At 41.9% G+C, this 21,087-nt stretch carries 20 protein-coding genes; 3 read left to right on the top strand and 17 right to left on the bottom strand.

All coding sequences use genetic code 11. The features are described 5' to 3' along the window. Positions 1–7: 7 nt before the first annotated feature. Both gucD and kdgD read right to left on the bottom strand, forming a co-directional pair. Entirely contained in the window at positions 8–1,471 is a 1,464-nt protein-coding gene (gene gucD / locus M028_RS0104245; RefSeq protein WP_026572804.1) for an alpha-ketoglutaric semialdehyde dehydrogenase GucD, read from the bottom strand. 14 nt (positions 1,472–1,485) lie between these two features. Next, positions 1,486–2,418, bottom strand: a complete 933-nt coding sequence (gene kdgD / locus M028_RS0104240; RefSeq protein ID WP_026572803.1) for a 5-dehydro-4-deoxyglucarate dehydratase — start codon at positions 2,416–2,418, stop codon at positions 1,486–1,488. Positions 2,419–2,763: 345 nt separating this feature from the next. On the opposite strand from kdgD, the gene gudD reads away from it, so the two are divergent. Both gudD and M028_RS0104230 read left to right on the top strand, forming a co-directional pair. Further along, positions 2,764–4,122: a glucarate dehydratase gene (gene gudD, locus M028_RS0104235; RefSeq protein ID WP_026572802.1), complete on the top strand. Its 1,359-nt coding sequence runs from the start codon at positions 2,764–2,766 to the stop codon at positions 4,120–4,122. A 130-nt stretch (positions 4,123–4,252) separates the two neighbouring features. Continuing rightward, complete coding sequence (locus tag M028_RS0104230) at positions 4,253–4,954, top strand: FadR/GntR family transcriptional regulator (protein ID WP_026572801.1); 702 nt, start codon at positions 4,253–4,255, stop codon at positions 4,952–4,954. Between the two features lie 750 nt (positions 4,955–5,704). Here M028_RS0104230 and M028_RS0104220 read toward each other — a convergent pair. The 13 genes from M028_RS0104220 to dat all read right to left on the bottom strand — a co-directional run bounded on the left by M028_RS0104220 (position 5,705) and on the right by dat (position 17,550). Further along, complete coding sequence (locus tag M028_RS0104220; protein WP_035423718.1) at positions 5,705–6,112, bottom strand: type II toxin-antitoxin system death-on-curing family toxin; 408 nt, start codon at positions 6,110–6,112, stop codon at positions 5,705–5,707. Between the two features lie 6 nt (positions 6,113–6,118). Beyond that, entirely contained in the window at positions 6,119–6,385 is a 267-nt protein-coding gene (locus M028_RS0104215; protein ID WP_051590919.1) for an AbrB/MazE/SpoVT family DNA-binding domain-containing protein, read from the bottom strand. A gap of 190 nt (positions 6,386–6,575) precedes the next feature. Then, positions 6,576–7,430 carry a MurR/RpiR family transcriptional regulator gene (locus M028_RS0104210; RefSeq protein WP_026572798.1) on the bottom strand — a complete coding sequence of 285 codons (855 nt, stop codon included), beginning with the start codon at positions 7,428–7,430 and terminating at the stop codon, positions 6,576–6,578. A 2-nt stretch (positions 7,431–7,432) separates the two neighbouring features. Then, complete coding sequence (locus tag M028_RS0104205) at positions 7,433–8,332, bottom strand: ROK family protein (protein WP_026572797.1); 900 nt, start codon at positions 8,330–8,332, stop codon at positions 7,433–7,435. 75 nt (positions 8,333–8,407) lie between these two features. Then, entirely contained in the window at positions 8,408–9,097 is a 690-nt protein-coding gene (locus M028_RS0104200) for an N-acetylmannosamine-6-phosphate 2-epimerase (RefSeq protein ID WP_026572796.1), read from the bottom strand. Positions 9,098–9,188: 91 nt separating this feature from the next. Further along, a complete protein-coding gene (locus M028_RS0104195) occupies positions 9,189–10,028 on the bottom strand; it encodes a carbohydrate ABC transporter permease (RefSeq protein WP_026572795.1) in 840 nt (279 codons plus the stop codon). 12 nt (positions 10,029–10,040) lie between these two features. Continuing rightward, entirely contained in the window at positions 10,041–10,916 is an 876-nt protein-coding gene (locus M028_RS0104190; RefSeq protein WP_026572794.1) for a carbohydrate ABC transporter permease, read from the bottom strand. Between the two features lie 73 nt (positions 10,917–10,989). Then, on the bottom strand, positions 10,990–12,372 hold the full coding sequence (locus tag M028_RS0104185) for an ABC transporter substrate-binding protein (RefSeq protein ID WP_051590918.1): 1,383 nt from the start codon (positions 12,370–12,372) through the stop codon (positions 10,990–10,992). A gap of 14 nt (positions 12,373–12,386) precedes the next feature. Beyond that, positions 12,387–13,025, bottom strand: coding sequence for a GDSL-type esterase/lipase family protein (locus M028_RS0104180; RefSeq protein WP_026572792.1), 639 nt, complete (start codon positions 13,023–13,025; stop codon positions 12,387–12,389). Between the two features lies 1 nt (position 13,026). Continuing rightward, on the bottom strand, positions 13,027–13,941 hold the full coding sequence (locus tag M028_RS0104175) for a dihydrodipicolinate synthase family protein (protein ID WP_026572791.1): 915 nt from the start codon (positions 13,939–13,941) through the stop codon (positions 13,027–13,029). Positions 13,942–14,071: 130 nt separating this feature from the next. Next, on the bottom strand, positions 14,072–15,733 hold the full coding sequence (locus M028_RS0104170) for an FAD-binding protein (protein WP_026572790.1): 1,662 nt from the start codon (positions 15,731–15,733) through the stop codon (positions 14,072–14,074). A 10-nt stretch (positions 15,734–15,743) separates the two neighbouring features. Then, positions 15,744–16,196: a YhcH/YjgK/YiaL family protein gene (locus tag M028_RS0104165; RefSeq protein WP_026572789.1), complete on the bottom strand. Its 453-nt coding sequence runs from the start codon at positions 16,194–16,196 to the stop codon at positions 15,744–15,746. Between the two features lie 511 nt (positions 16,197–16,707). After that, positions 16,708–17,550: a D-amino-acid transaminase gene (gene dat / locus M028_RS0104155; RefSeq protein WP_026572788.1), complete on the bottom strand. Its 843-nt coding sequence runs from the start codon at positions 17,548–17,550 to the stop codon at positions 16,708–16,710. A 103-nt stretch (positions 17,551–17,653) separates the two neighbouring features. Between dat and M028_RS0104150 the strand changes: the two genes are divergently transcribed. Continuing rightward, positions 17,654–18,565: a LysR family transcriptional regulator gene (locus M028_RS0104150; RefSeq protein WP_026572787.1), complete on the top strand. Its 912-nt coding sequence runs from the start codon at positions 17,654–17,656 to the stop codon at positions 18,563–18,565. 84 nt (positions 18,566–18,649) lie between these two features. On the opposite strand, the gene M028_RS0104145 is transcribed toward M028_RS0104150, so the two are convergent. Both M028_RS0104145 and M028_RS34020 read right to left on the bottom strand, forming a co-directional pair. Beyond that, complete coding sequence (locus M028_RS0104145) at positions 18,650–20,656, bottom strand: hypothetical protein (RefSeq protein WP_026572786.1); 2,007 nt, start codon at positions 20,654–20,656, stop codon at positions 18,650–18,652. A 176-nt stretch (positions 20,657–20,832) separates the two neighbouring features. Continuing rightward, positions 20,833–21,063 (bottom strand): HU family DNA-binding protein, encoded by a 231-nt coding sequence (locus M028_RS34020; protein WP_026572785.1) that lies wholly within the window; start codon positions 21,061–21,063, stop codon positions 20,833–20,835. Positions 21,064–21,087: the final 24 nt, after the last annotated feature.

Genomic DNA, 21,087 nt, shown 5'->3' with positions numbered 1-21,087 from the left:
CGTGTTTTTATTTAACAAAAACCGTTTTAATCGATGTAAAGAACTCTTTTGCGGCTTCTCCTTGTTCACGGGAATGCGAGCTGGAGTTTTTCATGCCACCGAATGGCGCCTGCAGTTCCACCCCGGCACTTTCTGCATTGACCCGAATCAACCCTGCTTCCATATCACTGACGAAGGATAGCAGATTCTGAATGTTTGTGGTAAAAATCGAAGCGCTCAATCCATACTGCACATTGTTCGCAATCTTCAGGGCATCCTCTATAGATTCAGCCTTCAAGAGGGCGATGACTGGTCCAAAGATTTCTTCCTGGACAATCGCCATATCCTCAGTACAGTGATCGAAAATGGTTGGTTCTACATAGAAGCCGTTCGCCAAATCCCCTTCTACCACGCGTTTTCCGCCGGTAAGCAGTTCAGCGCCTTCCTCAAGCCCATTCTCTATGTAGGATAGAACGGTGTTGAGCTGGCTTTCACTTGCACTTGGTCCCATCCATACCGTGCTGTCGAGTCCATTTCCAATTGTAATCTCTTGTGTTTTTTGCATAAGCTTTTCTTTGAATTCTTCATAAATTCCTTGCTCCACGACCACGCGGCTGGTTGCCGTGCATTTTTGCCCAGTGGAACGGAACGCACCGGCAATGACAGCTTCTACTGCAAGATCAAGATCGGCATCCGCTGCCACAATCACAGGGTTTTTCCCGCCCATTTCCAGCTGGTATTTGGCCCCGCGCTGTAAAGCAGCCTGCCCAATTCTTTTTCCAACACCATTTGAACCGGTAAAGGTAATCCCGTTAATATCCTCATGATCGGCAATCCCCTGTCCAATCACACTTCCTGGTCCTGTGACCATATTCACGACACCAGCAGGGAAACCTGCTTCTTCAAAACACTCGATGATTTTTGCAAGGGTAACAGCGGTTTCCGTTGCAGGCTTGACGACAATGGTATTCCCGTAAACTAGTGCCGGTGCCATTTTCCAAATTGGGATCGCAATCGGGAAGTTCCATGGTGTGATTACCCCTACAACCCCAAGCGGCACACGTGTTGTAAACATCAGTGCGCTGCTGTCGGTGGATGGAATCACATCGCCTACTTTGCGCATTCCTTCCCCTGCATAATACTTCAGGATGGCAATCCCGCGGGATGTTTCCCCTTTTGTTTCCGCAAAGGTTTTTCCCATTTCTCTTGTTGCGCATTCAGCAATCTCATCGATCCGTTTTTCAAGAATTGCAGCTGCTTTATAGAGATACTCGCCGCGCGCCGCACCTGAAAGTTTGCGCCAGTTCTCTTTCGCTTGTTTTGCCGCGTTGACCGCGCGGTTCAAATCATCCTCGGTTGATTTTTGTACATAGCCGACAATTTCTTGGCTGTCGGCTGGATTGATACTTATTTCTACTTCATTTGACGCAGAAGCAATCCATTCACCGTTAATATAGTTAAGATAGGTTTTTGTTTGCACAGTTGTTGTCATCTCGAACGCTCCTTTTATATGGATTCAACAGGTGTATTTTTTGGATAAAGATCGATTGCTTTTTTCAAAATTGATTCTAGTTCTCTATAATGTTCTTTTTCTACCGGAAGAATTGGCAGTCTTACAGTTTCCCCTACTGGCAATCCCATAATTTCCATACCGGCTTTAATCAGTGAAACAGCATAGCCCTTGCGCTGGCGGCGAATATTGTTAATCGGTAAAATCACTTGTTGTAATAGGTCGTTTACGACTTCCTGCTCCCCGTTCAATAAGGCTTGGTAAAATTTCCTCGAGATGTGCGGGATGTAATTCGAAATCGCTGATGAGTAAGAGTCAAAACCGAGTGGCACGTATGCCGGCATGGTGACTTCCGCTAATGGCATTCCATTCAGCCAGCTAAACCGCTTTCCAAAGGTTTGAGTCAGAATCGTATTTAGCTCCATATTTCCTAAACCATCTTTTACTCCGACGACCTGAGGGACTTCTGCCAGCGCTTCCAAAGCAGAAATGGATAAAGAAACCTGATCGCGCTGATAGACAATTGCATTTAAATCTGTACTTTCCGCAATTGTTTTAAAATAGCCCGCTATACCTGCTTGTTCCCCAGCCACTAGGTATGGAGGAAGGATCAAATAGCCATCTGCACCTTTGTCTTCTGAAATTTTTGCAAACTCAAGGGACGTTTGAATATTGCCGCCAACTCCTGTGTACACAGGTACCTTTCCGCCTGTAACAGCTACGGCCACGTCGACCATTGCTTCATATTCTTCTTTGCTTATTGATTGATATTCTCCAGCTCCACAAGCTACAAAGATCGCTTCAAGCCCTTCCTCAATTAAAAATTGAATATTGGAAGCAAGCCCCTTCTCATCTAGTTGATTGTTTTCGGTAAAAGGCGCAACTGGAAATCCTAAAATTCCTGTTGGAGCCTTACGTGTTGTCGTCATCCTTGTTCCTCCTTTTTGTTTGGTTGTTCGTTTGTTTTATTGTAAGACAAATAAATTAATCGGTCAATTATTTATTTTCAGAAATTTAAAAATGAAATGATTGACAAACAATTTTATTTGTCTTACCATTTGAGAAAATAAAGTGAAACTTCAATCAGTGATGGGTTTTTCCATCCCCCACTTATGCTTACTGCTTACGCTAAGTATTGAAGTGAAGGTCCTTACTGCCCGTTAAAGCGGGATAAATACTTACCGCGTCTTCTTATCAATAGAGTGGTATTTTGTAACCGGTCTCTTTTTAAAAGAAGGTAAGAAATGTTCTACTAATAAAAAGGAGTGATAGATATGGAAGCACAATTCGTTCAAGACGCTAAAAAAACAAGTACACCAATTATTACAGAAATGCTGGTGGTTCCCGTTGCAGGACATGACAGCATGCTTCTTAATTTGAGCGGCGCCCATGCCCCCTACTTCACACGTAACATTGTCATTCTAAAGGATAATGCAGGAAACACCGGGGTTGGAGAAGTTCCAGGCGGCGAAGCAATCCGTCAGACCCTCGAAGATACGAAACCATTCGTGATTGGACAATCGATTGGTACTTATAAAAATATCTTAACTACGATTCGAAACCAGTTTGCGGACCGAGACACAGCAGGAAGAGGACTTCAAACCTTCGACCTCCGTACCACGATTCATGCGGTTACGGCATTAGAGGCTTCCCTCCTTGACTTAGTCGGACAATATCTGCAAGTTCCTGTTGCCGCTCTTCTCGGTGAAGGCCAACAACGCGAAAAGGTAGAAATGTTAGGGTACTTATTTTATGTAGGAGATCGAAAGAAAACAGATCTTGAGTATGTAAGCGCACCGGAAGCGGAAGATGACTGGTTCCGCCTTCGTCACGAAGAAGCGTTAACACCGGAAGCGATTGTACGTTTGGCGGAAGCGGCCCGTGAGCGCTATGGATTTAATGATTTCAAATTAAAAGGCGGAGTCTTACGGGGCGAAGAGGAAATTGAGGCCGTAACGGCACTTGCGGAGCGCTTCCCTGATGCACGCATTACGCTTGATCCAAATGGCGGCTGGTTATTACAGGACGCGATTCGGCTTTGCCGGGATCAGCACCATGTGTTAGCCTATGCGGAAGATCCTTGTGGTGCAGAAGGCGGATTCTCCGGCCGCGAGATCATGACCGAATTTAGACGGGCAACCGGGCTCCCGACCGCAACGAATATGATTGCGACCGATTGGCGGCAAATGGGGCATTCGATTCAGCTTCAGTCTGTGGACATCCCTCTAGCGGATCCACATTTTTGGACGATGCAGGGCTCTGTCCGCGTTGCGCAAATGTGTCATGAATGGGGTCTGACATGGGGATCGCACTCAAATAACCACTTTGATATTTCACTGGCGATGTTTACCCATGTGGCAGCAGCGGCGCCGGGAAAAATCACGGCGATTGATACCCACTGGATTTGGCAGGACGGGCAGCGTCTAACCAAAGAGCCTTTCAAGATTGTCGGCGGCATGGTGGATGTCCCTGCGAAACCGGGTCTGGGAGTTGAAATTGATATGGAACGGATTGAGAAAGCGCATCAGCTTTATCTGCAAAAAGGGCTTGGCTCCCGCGATGATGCCATTGGCATGCAGTACCTGGTTCCGAACTGGACGTTTGATCCTAAAAAGCCTTGCCTGGTTCGATAAATGTTTTTACGGTGCGTTTCTCGATCGAGGGGCGCACTATTTTTTTAATATGTCTTTTTAAAATGGGAATATGTTAGTATAATTGTATTACAATAAGACTATTAATGGAGTCAAATAGAGGTGTTATACTTTGGAACCATCATCAAAGAAACTAGAGGTTCAATCGGTAAACCGGAATACCCTTTCCAAACAAGTCGTCGACCAGATTGTGCAGCTGCTCGTCAGCGGGCAAATGAAGTCAGGTGACAAACTGCCGCCTGAAATGGAACTGATGAAGGAACTCGATGTAAGCCGGCCGGTTTTGCGCGAGGCGCTTAGTTCACTTGAAACGTTGGGTGTGATTACACGGAAAACACGGGAAGGCACGTTTTTTAATAATAAAGTCGGATCCTATCCCTTCTCGATCATGTTAGCACTGGCTACGGATAACTTGCCCGCCATCATTGAAGCGCGGATGTCTCTTGAACTTGGACTTGTGACGATTGCCGCTGAAAAAATTAAGGATGAAGATCTGGCAAGACTGCAAGAAACCATTGAGGCTATCAAGAATAGCAAAGATAATAATTACGGTGAGGCCGATAAGGAATTTCATCGGATTATTGCCATGAGTGCAAATAATCCAATTGTCGAGGGGATGATTGACTCCCTGCTGATTACCCATGAGAAAACGGATAGCCTTATCCAGTACAGGGAACGCGACCTAACCGTAGCCTTTCACCAAGGCATCTACGAAGCACTCGCAGCGCACAACCCACATGAGGCCTTCAGCCAAATGTACAAACATCTAGATTATGTTCGTCAGAAAATTCTTCAACACTCACAAATTAATTAGGTTGGTTTTCGACAAAAAACGGGTGGTGCACCACCCGTTTTTTTTATGTATAAAACATATTCAGCATGGGGAGATGAGCACCTGTTTAAGAGCCGGCCTTATTGGGACTTTACCCTCCGCTTTTACGGATTTACACTCCGGATTTGCTCGTTTACCCACCACTTTGGCTGAAATACCCTCCGCTTCGATAAAGTCTTCCTCATTAAGAGGCCTCTACCTGGCTCAGATACCTTTTTTTGAAAGGAAATTTCCTTTTTTAGTAAATTCCCGTCCCCTCTTTTCCTACAAAACTGCAAATCTTGCTTTTACCCTCCGGTTTCGAGGCTTTACCCCCTGCTTTTTCCGATTTACACTCCGGTTTTGCTCGTTTACCCTCCACTTTGGCTGAAATACCCTCCACTTCGATAATATCCCCAACTTTCCAAAGCCTCTACCGCATCCAAATACCTTTTTTAATAAATTCCTGTCCCCACTTTTCCTATAAAACTGCAAATCTTGCTTTTACCCACAGGTTTCGGGGCTTTTTTCCCCGCTCTTTCCGATTTACATTCCAGTTTTGCTCGTTTACCCACCACTTGGCCGAACCGTCCGCTTGGTCCATCGTCAAAAATCGAGTGGTGCCGCGGACAGGGAAAGAGACGCTGCTTTGGGCGGCGTCTCTTCTTTGATTGGGATTTGGATTTATGTTCCGATGGCTTTGAAAACTTTCATAATACTTTTCTTAACACGTGAAATCTCTCTATTAGGCTACTATTGTGATTCCGTCCATTCTCGAATCCAAGCAACAATTTCCTCAAAGGATACATCTGGCTGAGCAGGATCCACAATTTGAACGCAAAAATCCTCTGCCTTTTTCGGATCGACGATTAACTTATATTTATTTTGTCTCAGAAACATATATAAACTAGCAAAAGCTGTTCGCTTATTTGCATTATGAAAACAATGATTTTTTAATAAGCTTTCAAATAGAGCTGCAGCCTTTTCATAAATAGTAGGATAAGCATCTTCCCCAAATGCACTCTGTTTTGGACGATTAACAGCACTACTTAAAAGACCTTCCTCTTTTACACCAAGTTGTTCCTTTGGTGAATACAATCGGATTTGATGCATATTTAGAAATATTACTTGCTGTTCGGTTAAATATTTTATTTCGTCCATAATTCCCTACCGATCAACCAAGCCCTTAAAAGTTTGGTCGTATTCATTTATCATATCGTTCATTTGCTCTAAGAATTCTTCATCAATTCCCTTTGGCAGCTTTAAATTTGTTTTTTTCTTAATGGTTACTTGACCATTCACAATTTCAAAACGTACTTCATCACCTTGACGAATTCCCAAGTGTTCTAACACTTCATGTGGAAACGTAACTCCTAAACTATTCCCGATTCTTGTTACTTTTCTTTCCACTTCTCTCACCACCGTTTGAGTCATAATCGTTCCTCCTCACTATTTATATACATTTTTCGGGTGGTTTATAACCGTTAAGACAAATATTCCGTACTAATGTTATAACTATTATAACACGCTAACATTAGGGAGGCCACGGGGACGGTTCTCAATGGTTTATGACTGTTCGACAAAAATCGGGTGGTGACAGGCACCACCCGATTTTTGTCGAATTCTATAGCATTTTCTCAATAACAGCGTTAGCTGTAGCTTCTTTGTTGAGTGTTGATTCTTTGTAGTTTCTTCTGAAGAATTCGGCGTATAGGATGTCCAATAGGTAGAGCTGTGAGATTTTGGCAGAGAGGCTGCCGCCTTGGAGCGGTCCTTCGTTTGATCCGCAAAGCAGGGTAATGTCTGCGTAATTGGTCAAGGGTGATTTGGCAAATCGAGTAATGGAGATGACTTTTGCTCCTCTTTCCTTTGCTGCCTTTGCGACATCGATCGTATCCTTCGTCGATCCTGAATAAGAGATCGCAACTGCCACATCCCTGTCTGTCATTAACGAAGCGGACATAATTTGCAGATGGGAATCAATCGAACATTCCGTTTTATTCGTAATCCTCATAAACTTATTCTTCGCTTCCATTGCCGTCATCAACGAAGACCCTACCCCGAAAAAGTGAACCCGGTCTGCCGCGATGAAACAATCAATCGCTTTCGAAATATCTGTCTCATTAATGAGATTCGAGGTTTCAGTCAGCGCATTAATATTCGTCGCTAAAATTTTCGATGCCAAATCTCCGATCGTATCCTGCAAGGTAATTTCACCGGACATTTGCGGCGTTTCTTCATCCTGGGTAATACTGTGGGCCAAGGCAATTTTAAACTCCTGGTAACCTTTTAAATTCATTGTTTTACAAAATCGAAATACACTGGCCTCCCCTACATTGCATGCATCCGCAAGGTCGGTAATGGACATATAGATGACATCCTGCATATGTTCAAGAATATAGTCGGCTACCTTTTTTTCAGATTTCGTAAAGGCATTGTAGTTTGAACGAATCAATGAAAAAATATCTACTTTTGACATACCTAGCACTCCTTCAAGTTCCCACTTCTCAGATGAAGCGAAACCGCCCCAAGAATTCCAGCTTTATTTCCAAGAGAAGCTTTTAAGATTTTTACATCGGAAAAGCTCTCCATGATTAACTCCCGTACTTCAGCCGCTACCATCTTCACCAAAATTTCCTGTTCCATTACACCGCCGCCAATGATGATCGCACGGGGATTAAAGATGTGGACTAACGAAGTCAATCCGATGGCCACTTCGAATACCCACTGATTGAGCACATTGATCATCCTGCTGTCACCACGGTAAAGTTTTTCAAAAATGACTTTCCCATTCAGGCACTCCGGATCCACTTCTTTTGCCATCCGCACCAATGCGGTCGTGGAGGCATATTGTTCATAACAGCCTTGTCCACCGCAGTTACACGGCAATCCTTTAGGATGGGTCAAGATATGCCCAACTTCAGCCGCTACCCCATTATATCCTGAGTAAATTTCGTTATTTTGAATGATGGCACCGCCGATACCGGTTCCATAGGTCAAACAAAGAAAATCCTGAAAATCCCGGCCGGCACCAAAATACTGTTCTCCCAAAGCAGCCGCATTCACGTCATTCTCTACTTTAACGGGAACCTTAAATTTTTCTTCTAACAGATCCTTTAACCGCGTTCCCGTATAGTTGGGGATATTTTCATTGGCATAAATAATGCAGCCCTCCGCACGGTCCACCTGACCGGCTGTACTGATTCCGATGGCATCAAAGCCATCATATTCGGATATAATTTGCATGAGCTTTTCAACGACAAATTTTCCGCCTTTTTTGCTTTCCGTATCATATTCTTTAAAAACAGCCAAATTTCCTTTTTCATCGGAAATTCCCAGTTTAATCGAGGTTCCACCAATATCAGCCGCTAATATTTTCAAGTTTCTCACCCTTTACCCATTTCCTAAGGCGGTATAAATCCCACGAGAATTACCCGTGGGATTTATGCCTTGTATCTAAGAAATCGCTTGAATAAACCTTTTTGTAATCTCCATTGGTCTCGTAATTGCTGAGCCCACAACCGCTGTATGAGCGCCTCGTTCAAAAGCAGTTTTCAAATCCTCCGGGCACCAAATCCCGCCTTCTGCGATAATCGGAAGATCAAACTCTCTTTTTAATTTCCCGATTAACTCAACATCCGGCAGTTTCTTATCTTGTGTGTAAGAGGTATACCCGCTTAAAGTAGTCCCGATACAATCAAAGCCTAATTCGTACGCTAATAGCCCTTCTTCATAGGTGGAACAATCGGCCATAAAGATTTGGTCTGGGTACTTTTTACGGATGATTGGAAAAATTTCATGAATGGTCTTACCATCCGGTCTGATCCGATTCGTTGCATCTATTGCAATGATATCGACTCCCTCTTGATAAAGCAATTCAATTTCTTCCATCGTAGGGGTGATAAAGACTTCCGATCCCTCATATACACGTTTAATAATTCCAATGATCGGCAAGGAAACGGTTTTTTTAATTTCACGAATATCTTCTACGCTATTCGCCCGTATCCCGCATGCTCCGCCAAGCATTGCAGCGTATGCCATCCTTCCCATGATATATGAGCTGTGAAGCGGCTCTTCTGGAAGTGCTTGACAAGATACGATGAGTTTCCCTTTAATTTTTTCGAATAGTTCTTCCTTGTTCTTCATTTCAAAGCATCTCCAGTTGATTATTTAAAAAATGGTTGGTTTTGATTTGCTTTCCAGGGGATCGACAAACCGATCCAATGAACACCAAAGCTTATCCCTTTTCTGCCCCAATCGCCAATCCTTTTGTAAAGTATCTTTGGAATAGAATAAAGATTACGAGCATTGGCACCGCAGCCACCGTAGCACCTGCCATCTTATAAGCAAAGTTTGGACTTAAATCCTGCATCAACGAAGCAATCCCGACCATTAAAGTTTTTGAACCTTCTTCCTGTCCGACAATTAACTGCCAGAGATAATCGTTCCATACCTGAACGAAATTCAAAATGAATAAGGCCCCAATTCCCGGTTTCACAATCGGCATGATAATTTTATAAAAAGTATAAAACTCCCCTGCTCCGTCAATCCGGGCCGCTTCTCGTAGTGAATCAGGTATCGTATCAAAAAATCCCTTAAGCAGAAATACTCCAAAGGCTGTGGCCACATTCGGCCAAATCATGCCATTTAGTGAATTTACCATTCCAAACTCCTGAATAATCCTGAATAAAGGAACGATCATGACCTCTTTTGGAATCATTAAACTGGAAATAAAAATGATATAAATAACATTTTTCCCCTTAAACTTCAACTTCGAGAACGCATAAGCGGCAAGTGAGCTGACAATAATCACCGCAACGGTTGTCACCAGTGAGACAATAATACTGTTAAATGTCCATCTTAATGCCGGTTGGTTCTGGAATACATCCGCATAGTTACTAAAGGACATTGTTTTCGGAAACCAATCAGGCGGCATTTTGATAACATCCGAACTGTTTTTTAAGGAACTAGTCAAAAGCCAATAAAGAGGAAATATATTTAGGACAGCAAAGAAAATGATGATCACATTGGCGATTACGTCAACGGTTTCTCTTTTTTTCTTGTTTTTCGTTTTCATGCGAATTCACCTCTAATCTTTCTTAAACATTGCTCTTAATTGTGGAACCGATAATATTAATGTAATTAAGAACATAATCACACCTACTGCAGAAGCCACACCAAGCTGATTATACTTAAAGGCATTATTGTATAAGAAATACATAAGAGTCGTAGAAGCATTGTTTGGTCCGCCACCGGTCAATAATTGAATGACAACGAATATCTTTAATACGGCAATAATGTTCATGATAATGATGTACATGGTAGTAGGCTTCACCATTGGAATCAGGATTTTCATGATGATGGTCGTTCTGCTTGCTCCATCCACTTCTGCTGCTTCAAAGAGTTCCTTTGGCACCCCGATCATCGATGCAATGTAGAGAATAATGGCTTGACCTACGTTGGTTGCAAACGTAACGAAGATGATCACCGCTAATACCGTTTTTGGATTCCCTAAGAAGTTCACATTTGAAAATTCCAGTTGTTTGGCAACGTATGGAATCAATCCGTTGGCTGGGTTTAATAAGAAACCCCATACCATACTCATTACAACCATCGAAACCATTACAGGGATATAATAGCTTCCGCGAATAAAGGAAACATATTTTGCATTTTTATCAAAAACGGCCGAAGCAACAAATAAAGCAAATAGGACCGTTAAAGCAACAATGAAGATTACGAATACGACTGTGTTAATGGTTGATTTTACAAAAACTGGGTCATGGAATAATTGGGTGTAGTTTGCAAATCCGACAAATACTTCATTGGTATAATTAATTCGATATAAGCTCAGGCGGATTCCTTCGATTATGGGATAAACAAGAAATACTAGGAAGAGTAATAGTTGTGGTGCAACAAATAGATATCCTGTCATATTCTCTTTGAACGTATGCTTATTGAATTTCATCGTAACCCTTACCTTTCTAAAACGTAAGCCCCTTTAAAGAGGGGCTTATGTTTTTAGTCTTGATCGTACAAGGCTATTGTTTGATGACTGAATTGGCTCTTGCATTATCAATAATTTTATTACCATTTGTTTGATAGTCTTTAATCGCTTGTTCAGGTGATTTTTGTCCAGTTAGTAGAGCTTGAAGTTCTGGGTATAAAGCCTGTCTTAGCTCGCTGTATCCTGGAACGCTGCCAGTAAAATTAAACATATATTGAGCGTTTTTGTCATATGCAGCGAATAATGGGTTTTGCGATTTAAACTCATTTACTACTGAAGTCCTAACAGGAACTCCATTTTTTGAAGCTTTTACTAGTTCAGGATCGGTTGAGAAGAATTTAACAAAATCTTTACTTACCTTAATTCTTGTTTTGTCCTTTGTATTGAATACAGCAGCACCTGATACATAGGTGAAGGTTAACGGTTCGCCGCTTTCAGATGGAATATTCGCAAGGCGGATATCAAACTTAGGTGCTTTACCTGCTGCCATATCGGCTTTTGCATTGTTAAACAGTACAGAATTAGTGAAGCTGATTGCGAGCTTCTGGTTTTGGAACATGGCATTGGCATCATTAGATGAAACCGATTCTGCCCCTGGATTCGTTAGACCAGCATCATAGATTTTCTTTAACCATTTTGCTGCCTTCACTCCGTTTGCATCATCAAGGATAATGTTGCCTTTGTCATCGAAGAACTTATTGCCAAACATTCTTAAATAAGCTAGGTTCCACGTATCACCTTGGTTATTTAACGCATATAGCGCCATTGGATACTTATCCTTCGGTAAATCCTTCTTCAGCGTATTGAGAATTGTTTCGTAATCTTTTAACGTCCAGGTCTTGATTTCGTCCTTGCCGCCAAGATACTTATCAAGTCCTGCTGCCTTGAACATGTCCGCGTTGTACGCTAAGGTTCCAGGCATATGAGAGAATGGATAGAAGTAAACATCCTTGCCAAATGTCACAGTATCCCAGTACTTTTGGTCAATGTCTTTTTTGGCAGCGTCATCGACAATGTCATTTAATGGAACTAATGCGCCGCGATGTGCATAATCCCCCATGGCAAACGTATTTTCGAAGAAGATATCTGGAGGAGTACCGCCGTTTAGCTTAACATTTAAAAGCTCATCCCTTTGTTCACTTGCGACGACTTCCACTTTTACCTTAACATTGTAATCTTTATACTGTTTTGAGAACTTATCTGCCGCATATTTAAAGAAGCTGTCATAGTCTGCTCCTTTTTCGTCAGGACCCATGACTCCTTTCCATTGCGGTGTTAACATCAGCGACAATTCAACGGTCTTTTTACCATTTGCCCCTTCATCTGATTTACTTGTGTCTTTGTTTGCACAACCGGCTAAAGCTCCAAGTGCAAGCACACCAGTTAAAGCGGTGGCTAGAAAGCGTTTTTTCAACATTCCTTTTTCCCCCTTTATAGCATGTTTTTTATTTTTTGAAGAACAAGCTTGGCTAAAAGCTGATGCCCTTCTTGATCCAAATGCATGTAATCAATGGTATTCATCGGAACATGACCGCTTAAATCAAGAAACTCAGTTCCTTGCAGCTCCAGCAGCTCCTTTAAATGGCCGGGCAGTTCAGCTGATTTCCGATCACAATTTATCCCCATCGATTTCCCTACTTCTGTGTCAACGTACTCTTTCCCAATGGGAGGCGGTGCCATTACGAACACTTTAGGTGGTGCGCCATTCAAGCCTGCCGGAGTATTTTTTGCCTTAAGGGCGAGCCTGGCAATTCCTTGAGCGATATTAAAAGAAGTGAGATTAAATCTTTCCTTTGTATCATTGGTTCCAAGCATGATTACCACCAACTCAAGTGGCGCATGACTCATTAAGCAAGGATGGATATAGCTTAATGCATTTAATCCTTCGAATAACGGATCGTCTACGACACTCGTTCTGCCGGAAAGTCCTTCCTCGATAACTTGGAAGTCATCGCCTAATCCCTCTGTTAGCAGGCTGGTCCATCTAACTCCTTCGGGAAATCTCCCCATCGTTGCCGCATCAAAGCCCCATGTGTTTGAATCTCCAAAGCAGACAATTCTTCGCTTCATGTTAGTTTTTTCCGTATTTTTGAATTGCTTGGTCGATCATTTCTTTAATGGCCGGGATTTTGTTTAAATCTTCTCCGTGTACCGGCTCAAAAGGTGCTCGAACGCTTCCAACATTGACGCCATTTAATTTAAGAACTTCTTTTATGACGGAATACATCGAACCATTTAAGGAACATAAAGCGATAATAATGTCATTGATGTCTCGTTGAATGTTTCTAGCTTGTTCAAAGTTTCCAGTTGAAACAAATTGTTCGGCTTTTAAAAACAACTCCGGCATTGCTGCATAGGTTCCGCCGATTCCGCTATCTGCCCCAATGGTTCTTCCAGCCACATATTGTTCGTCAGGTCCGTTAAAGACGATAAAGTCTTCGCCTGCAGCTGCCTTAAAGCGTTCAATGTCCATCGCTGGCATCGAAGAGTTTTTAACACCCATTACTTTTTTATTCTCAATTAATTGCTTGAATAGATTCATTGATAGATTGTACCCAGTTGTTTGTGGAATGTTATAGATAATGAATGGTAGCTCCGCTGCATCCATAATGTCCGTCCAATACTTATAGATTGAACTTTCAGGAAGTTTAAAGTAAATCGGCGGGATGGCGGATAAGGCATCATAGCCCAACTCTTCCGCATATTTCGCTAATTCCACACTGTCTCTTGTGGAAGGTGCCCCAACATGAGCGATGAGCGTCAGCTTCCCTTTTACGGTTTCAGCCACATATCTTAATGTCGCTTTTCTTTCCTCAAGGTTATGGTAAATGCATTCTCCAGAACTTCCGCTTACATAAAGACCTTGAACCCCTTTTTCATAAAGATAGTTACACAGATCCTTTGTCCGGCTCTCTGATATTTCTCCTGCATCGTCGTAGCAAGCATAGAATGCTGGAAAAACACCTTTAAATTTTTGATTTGTCATTTATCTTCGCCACCTGGAAATGAATTTATTGTTACCGTTTACAAAGTAAATATATCACGCTCGAGTAATTCTGTAAATAATTTTCACCATTTTTATTTTTTCTGGAAAAAATATTCTCCTCTTTTGGAAATTATGCTCGAAACTCCAGATTTACTTCCTTGTTTTTTAAGGAGATCCATAATCGTTTTTGAAAATTTTCGTCCTCATTCGGAAAATCTTCGCGATAATGTGCCCCCCTGCTTTCCCTTCTTTCCAACATGGCCTTTAACAGAATCTCAGAAAGCAGCAGAAAGTTTCTCGCTTTGAAGGCGCTTTTTCGTTCATTTTCGTTTTGTACATGAAGACTCATATCGAATGAGGCCTTTAATTCCGTTACCTTCTTTAATGCGGAGGTAAGATTTTTTTCATCTCTGATCACATTTGCCTTATACCACATTAGTTCTCGGATTTCTTCTATTACTTCATGTGGAGTTTTGGAATTGTTGGTTGTTGTTGGAATAGACCCGTGTAACTGATTGATTGCGGTTTGGACATCAAACGGTTCGAGTTGGCTATTGTTCACATAATCCAGACAATTCTGGGCGGCTCTTTTTCCAAAAACCATACAGGAACCGGTTGAATTTCCGCCTAGTCGATTGGCCCCTTCAATTCCCCCCGCAAGCTCGCCTATTGCATACAGGCCGGGAACGGATGTCCGTCCGAAGCTGTCCACTTTGACCCCGCCATTACTTGCATGCGCAAAAGGAGCAATTTTGCATGCGTCCGTCACAAGATTGATTCCTCTTTCTTTCAGCCAATTGAGATAGATCGTGTAGAAATCCCGCTGATCCTCATAAATCTCCTCATCAAAGATAAGCTCGAAACCTGCCTCGCTTTTGGTGCGGATGATTTCCTTCATCATTGCAATATCAAAGTATTTAGATGGGAGAGAATGGGTAAACGGCCCATGGGTACTGCGGATTTCCAAACATTCTTGCATGCTGAGGCCCTCGGGAAGCTCTTTTTCTAAAATACTGTTCCCTTCTTCATCCACAAAATCTTTGCAATAATTCAGGGTGTGTTCGCCCCATAAGGTCTTATATTTTGGTGAGGTGAATCCAGGGATGAATTGGATAAACTCCATATTCACAAGGCTTGCTCCGGCTTCTAACGCAAGGATATGCCCCGATCCATCGACATCATTTGGGTTTAAGTTATGCTTGTAAAGATTCCCGAAACCGCCTGTTGCCAAGATGACTGCCTTACACTGAACCATCATCAGGTTATTATAGTGGTCCAAAAGGAAAGCACCGGTCACCTTTCCGTTTGTTTTGATTAATGAAATGACCGCGGACCGTTCGTAGATAGAAATATTGGGATATTGTCCGAAAATCGTTTTCACATTTTCGCGGATTTGGTCCCAATCTCTCAACATGTAGATTGTCCGGCTATGTTCCGCAAAGCACGCCTTGCGATCGTCAGGCAGCTTATAGGGTTCAATCCCGATTTCAGGGAATTCCGTTACCCGCTCCCGAATTTCATCCACATAGATTTTGGCCATCTCCTTATCTTCCATTTGATGGCTGACGGCCTCTATGTCTTGTAAAAATACTTCTTTGTCTTGATGATCCTTGGTCACCTGTGTTCCTAGTGAGGCTTTCAGCGGATAGAAGCTTGAGCCAGAGCAAATCTGGGTTTTGGTCGACATGATGACGTTTTTACCGGCTTTGGCCAGTTCGATGCTCACTTTAAGACCGGCGATGCCGCTTCCTACGACGAGTACATCTGTTGTGAGGATTTCATGGAGGTTCATGAGCTCACCCCTAAAGTTTTATTTTGAACACGACTTTTCTGACTTTTTCCGTTGTGTCGACCATGATTCCGGTCATATGGGCATCCTGCGGGAAGAGAATCATGAAGTCTCCTTTTTGCATTCGCACCATTGATTTCAAGCCGCCCTCCAAAAGATAGTAGTCGTCTTGTTCATCATACGGTTGTTTGATTTCCATTCTTTCGAATGACTCGCAGCCAATATATTCTTTTCCTTCTAATATATAGTGAACATCTAAATACTTTTTATGCGATTCCCAAAAACGTTCATCTGGTGTTTTGGTTTCGTATTCTATGAGATTGAAGAATAGGTTTTCTCCGTCTATTTCATGTGTACCGGTTTGTATGTTTGTGAAATCGGTTTGTTGGATATAGTCAATTGCTTGATTGATTCTTTCATGGATACCTTTATAGAAATGAAAATTACGGATGTGATCAACAATCATCCTTATTAGCCCCCTTTTTATGGATTCGTTTTCATAATTAGGATACCATGGGGGGATGGTTTCGTAAATAATTTCCACCATTTAATACTATTTTGGTAAAAATTTTCACCTATTTGTTGAGGGGGTGTGGAGTGGTGGGTAAAACCGCTGAACCGGGAGATAAAGTGCTCAAACCAGTTGGTAACCTTTTCAAACCGGTGGGTAACTCTTCGAAAGTGGTGGGTAAATGGATTGGGTTGTAGTTGGTTAGTGGGTTTTTAGTCTTTTTATCGATTAAATTTCATTTTTGCTTCTGATAATTGGTTTTAAAATTACATTTTGGGTTGTTGTAAGTTGAAGTGGAGGGTAAATGTGCTAAAGCGGTGGGTAACGTTACTGAACCGGTTGGTAAATTGCTAAACCGGTGGGTAACGTTACTGAACCGGTTGGTAAATTGCTAAACCGGTGGGTAAACCTTTACCTTAGAACATTCGGGCGGTGACAGTGCACCACCCTTTGTTCTTTCCAGTTCCTAATCAGCCAGAATGAACTCCTTAAATTTCCTATAAGCCTTCATCGTCCATTCTCCCGCAATTCCTTTACCGATGCTTTGTCCATCCACATTGACGATTGGCAGTATTTCCGACGTTGTACTCGTAATAAATACTTCATCAGCTTGAAGCAATTCCTCAGGTGTAAATTTCTTTTCGATGAAAGAACCCCCTAGAGACTCGGTAACCTTTTTAACAGCCATTCGGGTGATCCCGGATAAAATTTGTTTCGATAGCGGTGTCGTATAGACCACACCATCCTTCACCATATACACATTCGAACTGGTTCCCTCTGTAATATATCCATCTCTTACTAGGATCGCTTCATAGCAGCCGGCGTCATGCGCGATTTGTTTTGCTAATATGTTAGGAAGAAGGTTTAAGGATTTAATATAACAATTGGCCCAGCGCTCATCTTCATGAAAGATTGCCTTCATTCCTTTTTCTCTTGCCTCATTATCCATCGCCTGCACCTTTCGAACCGTCATCGTAATGGATACGGGGGCAGACGGGAATAGATGCTGCCTTATACCAACCCCTCTAGTTATTTGCAAATAAACAGCACTTTCCAGTTCGTTCGATTTTTGAACCGCTTCTAAAATGAGTGCTTTAAAATCTTCCGCTGATTGTTGAATTGGTAATTTAATTGCCTTTGCACTTTGAATCAGCCGTTGTAAGTGCTCCTCCAGCATAAAAGGTTTTCCATTATACACCCGAATCACTTCATAGACACCGTCACCAAATTGATGACCTCGTTCATCAATTGGAATGACCGGTTCATCCAATTGGACATACTTACCGTTAGCGTAGCCAATGTTCATCATTTTTTCCTCCCTTTGATATTTTAAGTAAACGGCAAATGAACTAAAAAATCCAATCAAAGTTTGTCATAATGGCTATAGAATATTTTTATAAGGGGCAACTTGAATGAATATCGAACAAATTGAAGCATTTATTTTTGTGGCGGTCACAAGGAGTTTTAGCAAGGCGGGCGAAGCGTTATTTACCACACAGCCAACGGTCAGCGCACGGATTAAGGCACTAGAAAACTCACTGAACTGTCAATTATTTTATCGATCAGGCAATACTGTGAATTTAACCAAAGAAGGGAGTACGTTCCTCCCTTATGCAAAAGATATCCTTCACAGCCTAAAAGACGGCCAATATGCGATTCAGCGGGAGCAACTGAAATTGGAAGGGGAAATTGAGATTTCAGCCGTTTTTGTAGCTGCCTTTCATTTTCTTCCGGATTTAATGAAAGCATTCCATCATGAATTCCCTCAAGTGAAAGTCAACCTGTATACCGGCCATTCCACTCAGGTCTTGGACATGGTGTTAAATCATCAAGTAACATTTGGGATTGCACGGGCTGTTGATCATCCAAAAATTGAAAGTATCCATTTGTTCCATGATGAAATGATCCTGGCCATATATCCTGAACATCCTTTTGGAGCAAGTGAAGTGGTAACGATGGAGGAGTTGGCCCGCGAAAAATTTATATTGTATAATCGAAATTCGATTGATTGGACCCTGATTCATAATGCTTTTGACCATCTCCAGCTCCAGAAGAATGTCATTATGGAAACAGATAATATCGAAGTCGTCAATAGAATGGTAAAACAAAAAATCGGAATCGCCATTTTGCCTAAGTCGGCAATTCGAGAAGAACTGAATAACGGTACCTTACTAGAGGTAAAAGTGACGAATCTCCCTTACATTCAAAGAGATTATGAATTAATTTACTTAAAAGACAGAAACTTTGACCGCATCTCGGAGAGTTTTCTTGATTTTCTGGTGGAGGGGAAGGAATCTATGGATTCGACAAAATTCGGGCGGTGACAGGCACCACCCGATTTTTGTCGATTCATTTTCCTCCATAAATAAAGGACCTTCCTAAGTATTGCATTAGAAAGGTCCTCTCTTTTATTCCGCTTTATAACTTACCTTTACTTTTGAACTAGTCGTCATTCCGTCCGCTCTTACTGTTAAATATACGTAGCTTTTTTGGGTGCTAAGCTGTTTAACGTAGATGGTTACGGTCGATGAAGTTGATTTTTTGGATGCAAGGAACTTTCCCTTTTTGTTATAGACATAAACCGTATCGTATTTCTGCAGTCCTTTAACGGTTATTGTATCCGACTTTTTCTTGTTGTTTTTAATCGTCACTCTTTTAAGTTTGGATGTAGACGTTTTTTCACCGGTAAAACTTACTGATGTTCTACTGCTTTCTAACATTGTCCCTCTTTTACTAGAAAGATAGAGTTTTCCGCTTTTTGGGCCGATTTGCGGAATCCAGAAGGTAATGGTAGATCTTGTTGCTTTTGGCGATGTGGCTAGCAGCTTACCGGTGCTGGCGTAAACCTTTATGATATCCCCTTTTGCAACATTAGAAATTGTAACAACATCTTTCTTATCAGTATAATTGACGGCTTTTATCTGAGTGTTTTTTAGAGCAGGTGTGTAGGAATAATACCTGAATTGGGCATTTCCAAGCACCACACCTTGGGTTCCTAATGCACCCTTTGTTTGCTTAATTAAGATTTTAAAGCTGGTCGTATTGTTTGGCAGGCGAAGGAAAAGCGGTTTAACCCCTGTTGCCTTTGTTACGTTTTGTGAATAAAGCAATTTGTTGTTTGCGTAAAAGAATATCGCTGTTTTGCCGTAATTGCCCACAATCCACTTGGAATCGAGTGATAAATTCGCAGTGAAGGTATTGTAGTTCATTCCGGTAATATCGTAATTCGCATATGCGCCATCACCTTTGAGCCCAATTCCGGAAGTGACTAAGTTACCGTTCACATCTTGGAAGGCGTTGCCCTGCTGCCAATACCAGTTCCATTCCCCAATCCCATATTCACTTTTGAAATCAGTCGCTCCAACAGTGGTGATATTCGCATTCATCGGAACCACCAATGGAGCATTGCTTGTTTTCTTAATAACTGGGTTAATGAAAACAACTCGTTGTTCTCCCCTCGCCCCTTTTATTTGTTTCGTAATGAGGTATAGGTTTTTTGTGTTTTTCGGTATTTTAAGTTTAAGGGTTTGAACTGGAGTTTCCTTTGTCAGCTGTTTTTCATAAAGCTTATAATCATCAGCGTAAATCCCGACTGCGGTTTTCCCGTAATCACCAATCGTGTAATTGGAGTCAAGAGAAAGCTTTGTTTCAAAAAGATTATAGCCTAATTGGTCGATATTAAATTTAGCTGACGCCGTTCCGTATCCGTTATAAAGTTCCATTCCGGTGGTTACGACATTCCCGTTGATATCGAGGAAAGGGTCATAGTTTAAAAAGTCCTTTTTATAGCTGCCTGCGTAACTAAATGCACCGAGCGTATTTAGGCTCATTTCCTCGTCAAGTTTGACGGTCTTTCCCCCTGTTGATAGGCGGGCTTTGCCAAAGATGATTCCATAAACCCCTTTAGCCCCTTTTACCTGTCTCACGAGGATTTTTAGTTTTTTCGTATTTTGCGGCAAGTCGATATGTACATTTAGGTTTGCATTTTTTAGGGTCAGCTGTTTTTCAAAGAGCAGATGGTCGTCTGCAAAGATTGCAACGGCCGTTTTCCCGAGGTCCCCTAGGATCCATTTTTTATCGATTGTGATTTGCGAGTCGAAAGTTGTGTAATTCATGCCATCGATGTTATAGGTGGCATATGGGGTGTAGTAGCTTGTATAGAAGCCAATCCCTCGATCGATCAGGTTCCCATTAATATCCTCAAACGCCTGGTAACTCCAATCGTAATACCACTGATTCTTGTAAAAATTATCACCCTTTGACTCAGGAGCCATCTCATCCAAATACGTCGTTGTCACTTGTGGTGTGGCCGCCGCTGCTATTGGGAATGACCCAGTTCCCGGCACAACCGGTATAACTAGTAAAGCTAGTAACATAAAAAATATAATTCTAGTAATTCTATTTGTAATTTCCATAAATCCACCTCCCATACAATAATTTACCACGCATTGGATGTGGGCACCATCTAAAATTCGACAGAAATCATGCGGTGACAGTGATTAACCCTAATTTTTTCGAATAAGGAATGGCGTACCTACTGAAATACCTTTTCTTACTATCCTTATGCTTGTCCTTTTACTGCATATTTTGATCATTTTCCGGCATCATGCAGGTACCTTGGCATGAGCGATTTCGATTTCCTACCTTTTTGTAGGTCTCTTCCTTTTCTTCTAGCTCTTTCGTGGCCTCTAAAGTTGCCGAATCCAATAAACTTTACTTTAACACTATTTATAAGAGCATTTTTAATGGTACTGAATATCGCATCTACCACATTTATACAGAAAGCTAAACAGGCGTTCTTTAAAACAACAGTAATTATCATTGCCTTTTATCAGGTGATTTTATT

Source organism: Bacillus sp. UNC438CL73TsuS30, from assembly GCF_000482325.1.
In the GTDB taxonomy this organism is placed as follows: domain Bacteria; phylum Bacillota; class Bacilli; order Bacillales; family Cytobacillaceae; genus Neobacillus.
The sequence above is the reverse complement of the archived record's forward strand: the minus strand, read 5'-3'. Positions and strand labels throughout refer to the sequence as shown.